This is a genomic window from Streptomyces sp. NPDC045701 (assembly GCF_056432045.1).
Map to the genome: position 1 here is coordinate 1 of NZ_JBWKJV010000113.1, position 6,436 is coordinate 6,436.

Annotated in this window: 2 protein-coding genes and 1 pseudogene; all 3 read right to left on the reverse strand. The window is 64.5% G+C overall.

Features of this window, described 5'->3' with window-relative positions; all coding sequences use genetic code 11:
- Nucleotides 1-446 precede the first annotated feature (446 nt).
- The 3 genes and pseudogenes from AC07DW_RS33060 to AC07DW_RS33070 all read right to left on the reverse strand — a co-directional run bounded on the left by AC07DW_RS33060 (nt 447) and on the right by AC07DW_RS33070 (nt 6,395).
- Entirely contained in the window at nt 447-1,607 is a 1,161-nt protein-coding gene (locus AC07DW_RS33060; RefSeq protein ID WP_478861324.1) for a hypothetical protein, read from the reverse strand.
- 418 nt (nt 1,608-2,025) lie between these two features.
- Nucleotides 2,026-2,585, reverse strand: a pseudogene (locus AC07DW_RS33065) (transposase); the annotation flags it as partial.
- Nucleotides 2,586-2,792: 207 nt separating this feature from the next.
- Nucleotides 2,793-6,395, reverse strand: coding sequence for an RHS repeat domain-containing protein (locus tag AC07DW_RS33070; RefSeq protein WP_478861325.1), 3,603 nt, complete (start codon nt 6,393-6,395; stop codon nt 2,793-2,795).
- Nucleotides 6,396-6,436 lie beyond the last annotated feature (41 nt).

Consider the following 6,436-nt stretch of genomic DNA (forward strand, 5'->3'; position numbering starts at 1 on the left):
GCCGATTGACGCCCGTCGAGTACGAAACCATCATGGCCCCTCACACAGCACTCGCTGCGTAAACCCCAACTGTCACCCGATCACGCAGCAGTCCCATCACCACGCAGTGGTGATGAGTCTTCCCAGCATCGATACCGGCCCAGATCGCTGTCACTCGCTTCTCCGCAGGTCGTGTTCGAACAGGTACCGACCTCGCTGTCAAGTCCCTACTGAGCGATCAGTGCCGCAATTCCTAATGAGCAGCCGAGTCGTCGTGGGGCGCCGGGCGGCGAATCGGAGCAAGCCACAACCACGGCAGACGCCTGAAAGCCACACCCGGCACCCCTGGGTGAGCCAACCCTACGAATGGCTCGCTCAGCCCAAGCAACAAGGTAGGGACGCCTGATGTTCGGGGCTTTGGCTCGGCCGATGGTTACGTAAACGTGATGCCGAGTCAATGCGTTTACTCAGTTCTTGTGCTGGGAGATCAGCTCGCCCTTGTGGTTGTAGGTGCTGGTGACTGAGGCGGAGCCATCCTTGGTGATCTTGGTTGAGTAGGTGTAGGAGGCGTCGCCCATGTCGAACAGCTGGTCCTGGCTTGAGTACAGGGGAGCGCCTAGGAAGTTGTGGCCGTCGGAACTGGGATCGAGGTTCACGTCCAGAACCGTGCGGTCGCCCGAGGGAGTCGTCAGCGTGGCCCTGCTGACGGACAGCATCTGGTTGTGAACGAGCTGGAGCTGCGTGTGGTCCGGTGCGCTGATCTTGGTGAGGAACGCGGTCTCTGCGCCGGCAGGCTGGGCCTGGAAGGTGGTGGCCCTGCCCTTCGGGTCGGTGACCTTCAGTTGGTCGTAGGCGGAGCCGTCGGCCGGCTTGCTGAACATGGCCGTGGTGGTGGCGCCTGAGGAGTCCACGGCGCGAGTCTCCAGGCCGTTGGAGCTTTCCACCTTGACGCGTTCACCGGACGGGCTGATCACCTCGCTGAGCAGGTCCTCATTCCACAGGTAGTCGGCGCGGTGGCCTGCCGAGTCGACCTGGGCGGCCAGGGCCCCGCCATCCCCGAAATAATAGGTGCGATCATTGTCCCACGCTTTGTAAGCGTAAGCGCGCTGTTTGACACCGTCGCGAGGGGCAAGCATCCCGGATTCCTTCTTGAAAGCGAGGTCCGGGTCCAGGTTACGTGACAGGTCGCCCTGGGAAATTTCATAGGACTTCCCGTCGCCCAAGACAAATTCCCCGAGGGGGTAGTTGACAGCCGGAAGATCCAGCTTCCAGCCCGGCTGGAGGCCGGACTGGCTGCCGCCGGCCGCGGCCAGACCGTCGTCATAGACCAGGGAGACGGACGCGTCGAAGCCGGTGTAGTCCTTCATCTGGACGAACGGCACGGTGGCGTGAAAGCGCCCGGTCTGCTCGCTGACCGCCCCCTTGACGTCCCCGACGACGACCCTGTTGATCCCGGATGCCGCGGTCGAGGCGCTACTCGTCTGCCCAACGGTATCGAGGCTTGGGACAGCGGCCGCCTTCGTATCGGCCGCCATCGCCGAGCCACTGGCCGCCGCAGCCGGCACCGCCACGGACACCACAGCGATCGCGGCCAGCAGCCCTCGCCGCATCTTCATCGTCTTCACCATTCGAGACCCTCACATCAGTATGCGGCGCAACTGCCGTAAACAGGACACCTCACTCTCGCGTGGACGTCCCGCACCCCGCTTCCACCCGGCGGTTCTTTTTGCTGGTAGTCCCCCGGGGGCCGATCGGTGGACAAGGCGCGGCAAGGGAAAGGAGCGGACTGCATTTCGGCGTTCAGAAGGCCGTTATGACCGCACCTGGTGCTCCGCAGGATTCGTTGCGGCGGCTTCGGGACGCCGGAGCGCGGAGTTGCAGGCAGGTGGGGGTATGTGGAGCTGGTCGGTGGTGTAGCCGCCGAAGCGGAGTACGTTCTCGCGGCGGTAGGGGCTGAGGACCGCCAGATCGCTTGTGTGCAGAGGCCAGCCTTCGCGGGCCATCTGCCGCAGGGAATCTGATTCGAAAATCCACCACCCCTGCAGGTCAGACCGCTTCTGTTGATTGGAGGGACACTTGATAGCCGAGCATGTTGAGCTGGCTGACCAGGCGCCGCGTCTGCCGGGTCCGGCCGGGTCGCTGGATGAAGTAGTCGCCTCCGAGGTCGTGGTAGTCGGCGTCGTTGGTGAGCATGTGCCAGACCGAGGTCAGGATGGTGTGGCCGACGGCGACCAGGGCTCGCTTCTTCCCGCGGCGGGCTGCGATGCGTTTGTAGCGTGCGGCGAGGTAGGTGTCTTTGCTGCGGGCGGCTGCGGTGGCGGCGAGCCCCAGCGCTCCCTTCAGCCAGGGGTCGCCGGGACGGGACTTGCCGGAGGTGTGCCTGCCGGCGGACTCGTGGTTGCCCGGACACATCCCGGCCCACGACGCCAGGTGGGCGGCGCTGGGGAAACGGCTCATGTCCATGCCGATCTCGGCGAGGATCACCTCGCGGACTTGGTGCTGACGCCGGGGATCGTGGTCAGCAGCTCGACCTGGCGGCGAAAGGGCTCGAGCCGGCGGGTGATCTCGTCGCTCAGGCGGGTCTCGGTCGCGGTGACCGCGTCGATCACGACCCGCTCCTCATCACCGCCCAGTCCCTATGGCGCCGAACCCACCAGACCATCGCCAAACGGATCCACTACGCGAGACGCAGACAACGACCCCTCGAACCACTCCTGTAGTACAGGCCGACGAGGGATGGCTCTACCTTGCAACCGTCATCGACTGCTGCACGAAGGAAGTCATCGGAACGCAACAGTCTGGGCAGCTCTCAACTAACGAAGGCCGGTCCAGCCGGTGGCGTCCGCGGACTGGTAATGGTCGCTGTAGAGGATGTTCCCGTTTCCGTCCTTGAAAACGGTTTGAGTGTATGTATTTACGTTAGCTCCGGGCATTGCCCGGCTGTGAGAGCGGGCAACCAGGGTCCAGTAGTGGCTGGCCTTGTCGTAGTCGCTGAAATCGATACCTTCCACGTTGCCCCCAGCCGCGAGGCCCCTTGCCATACGTTTGACGCCAGCTTCAGATTGCTTAATTATCGCATTGGCGAACCCTACATGAAGGGGATTGGTCTCATCGAACGGCAAATTCACCTGTCCCACCGCATCTTTCCCCTTCCATTGTTTCGGCCGCGTCGGAATGCTGTTGTCCATGGTTACCCCGTCCAACATCTCAGGGTTGACTGGAGTTGGATCTTTATCGATCCTCATTGCGGCCTTGATCAGCTCCTCCAGAGGGGATTCACTCTTAGCGGCGAATTTGTGGTTAATATACGGGTCGGGCCTCGGTGAGTCCTGGGGAACGGCTTTCAGAGCCTCATCGTGAAATTTTTCCACAGCTGCTTTTTCGGCGGCTTTTATAGCTGCTTTTCTGGCAGCTTCTTTAGATGTCTTATAAGTGTCGTAGATTTTTGAGCCGACGGTGGCGCCAATGCTGGTGAGGGCGCCGGTGGCAGCGAGAGCAATGCCGCCGTAGAAGAGGCCGTCGCGGACAGCGGGGTCATCGCCCAGGAAGCCGGTTTCTTCGTGGGCGAGGGCGGCGGTTTCCAGGGCGAGGCCAGCGAAGTCGGCAACGCCGCCGATGACGGCGATACCGAGGGCGATACCGGTCGGCGGGAAGATTGCTGAGGTCACCAGGGCCGCCAGGGTGAGGGCGGCGGTGATACCGAAGCCGACCCAGTCCCACATGGCGGTGTTGCCTGACGGGTCCGTCTTCATGACCGGGTTGGCGTCGGCGTACTGGTGGCGGTTGTGCTGGGATGCGGTGTCGCGGGTGATGAAGCGTTTTTGGGTGGGGTCGTAGGTGCGGTTTTTCAGGTACTGCGTGCCAGCACCGGGGTTGGTGTATTCGCCGGAGTAGGCAAAGGGATTGGTCCCTGCGGCAGAACCGGCCGGTGGCTGGGCTGGGCCCATGATGCTGCCGCTGGCGGTGGTGTGCTGACCGTAGTCATTGTAGTGCCAGGCGGCGTTCACCGTGCCGTCGCCGTTGGTGAGGGCGGTGGTGCTGCCGTGCCGGTCGTGCAGCAGGTATCCCGCGCCTGTGGCCTGGTCCTGCTCGCTGACTGTGCCGGTGAGGGTGCGGGCCTCGCGGGTAACGCCATGCAGATAGGAGGCGATAGCGGCCGCACCGCTGCTGCTGCCATCGCCAGTGGTATGGGTGTCGTTGGCGATCGCACCGGTGCCGGGATCGTAGTAGAACCCGGTGGTCGTCTCGTTGCCGCCGCCGGTGGTGTTAACGGCGGTTTTGCGGCTTCCGTCGGCCCAGTAGGTGTATTCGGTCCTGGAGCCGTCAGGGGTGGTGACGGAGGTGGGCTGGTTGAGGGGGTTGTAGGTCCATGTGTTGCCGCGGTGGTCCCTGAGCAGGTTGCCGGCCGCATCCCATTCCTGCACCTGCTTGGTGCCATCGGTGGTGACGGTGACAAGCCGGCCCGCCGCATCGATGTCATGCTCGGCCACACTCTTCTTCACCTCACCGCCCTGGTGGCGGGTGGTCTCCGTTCTGGTTACGTCGCCGGATACGTTAAGGGTGTAGGCAGTACCGACCATGGGCTTGCCGTCGGCGTCACTGAGGGTGGAGCCGATCAGGCGGTTGAAGGCGTCGTAGCTGTAGGCCGTCGACGTCGTCGCATTCTTCACCTCGCCGTCGTCACCCTTGACCGGGTTGCCGTCCTCGCCGGTTTCGGGGCGGGTGTCGGTGCGGGTGGCTAGCTGGTTGTGCTCGTTGTAGGTGTAGGCGGCCTGGGTGACGGTGTGTCCGTCCTTGTCCAGAGTCTTTTCGGTCTTGATCTGACCGGCGTCCGTGTATGTGTAGGCGGTGCTCGTGCCGTTACCCCGCTCAACGGTGGTGATCCGGCCCAGTCCGTCGTAGCTGTAGGACGCCTGGGCCAGGGCCTTGCCAGCCTTGTCCTTCTGCACCGCCGCCTTCAGCGTCCCGTCCGGGTTGTAGCTGTAGCTGGTGACGGCACCTGCGGCATCGGTGCTGGACTGCAGCTGGCCGTGGTCGTCGAACTCCTGGCTGAGGGTTTTGCCGTCCGGGTAGGTGACCTTAGTGGTGTTGCCGTCCGCATCGTACTCGTAACCGATCCGGCTGCCCGGTTTGCCGGCGGGATCAAACACCTCCAGCACACGGCCGGTGGTCTTGTCATAGGTGTAGGCGGTTCTCACCGTCTTCCTGCCGTCCGCCGAGGTGGTAGTGGTTTCGGTGACGCGTCCGGTGTCCGGGTCGTAGGTGGTGGTGGTGACCGAACCGTCGGCACGGGTTACCTTCTCTATCTCACCCCGGTCGTTGTAGTGGGCGGTGATGACCCCGCCGACTGGGTCCTTCTCCTCGGTCACACGCCCGGCGCCGTCCCGCTTCAGGGCGGTCCCGGACCGCTCCTCACCCCCGGAGCCGAGGGTTTTCACCACCGGTCCGCCGGTCAGGTCCTGACGGGGTTCGGCGGTGATCTCACCGCCGGGGAACACCCCGGGCGCTGCCGGGGTGAGGGTCGCCTTGTCGACAGTGCCGCCGGTGCCGTAGGCGAGGCGGGTCGTGACGTCCCCGGACGTCGCTTCCCGTTGGCGGCCCAGACCGTCGAAGGACTGTGATGCGTCCGGTACGGGGGTGCCATCCGCGTGGCGGGTGGTGGTCGCGGTGGTACGGCCGACGTCGTCCAGTTTTTCGGTGGTAGTAGTGACGGCCTTGGCCGGGTCGGTTTCCCCGGCGGGCAGCAGCGCGGTGGTTTTGGTGTTCGCGACGTCGTCGTAGGAGAAGAGCTGTGTCATGCCGTTGGGGGCGACGGCCTTGACGGGCCGGCCCAGCAGATCATTCGTCGTAACCGTCTTGCGGCCCGCACCGTCGCTGGTGGTCGCGGTCAGCCCGTCCGGCGAGTACTCCACCGTCTGCAGCGTCCGCACCCCGGGGTCGTCGGTGATCTTGCCACCCTCGACGTTGTCGGTCTTCTTCTCCACCCGGCCGAGCAGGTCGCGGGTCTCGACAACGGTATGCCCGTCGGGGGTGGTGAGCGTGGTGGAGGTGAGGGTGTGGGCGGCGGTAGTGGTCAGCCCGTCCGGACCGGTCTCCTTGATCACCCGCCCGGCATCGTCATACACCATCTTCGATGCCCGGCCCGCCGCATCGATGGTTTCGACGACTTCACCAGTGGCCAGATCGGTGACCTCCTTCACCGTCCCTGCCGGCGTGGTGACCGCGTCGGTGCGGGTATGGGCGGCGGTGTCGATGCTGGTGGTGTAGGTCTCGGTCAGCTTCTCCGGCCCCTCATCACCCTCCGGGCGCGCCCCCTCCGCCCAGGTGACGGTCTTCGACGTGAGCTCACCATGCCCGTCGACCTCGAAGCTGGTGGTGGTGCGTGCCCTGGGGGTTTCGCCCGGCTTGTTGGCCACCGACTGGGTGGTGGCGGCAACATGCCTGCCGTCGGGGGTGA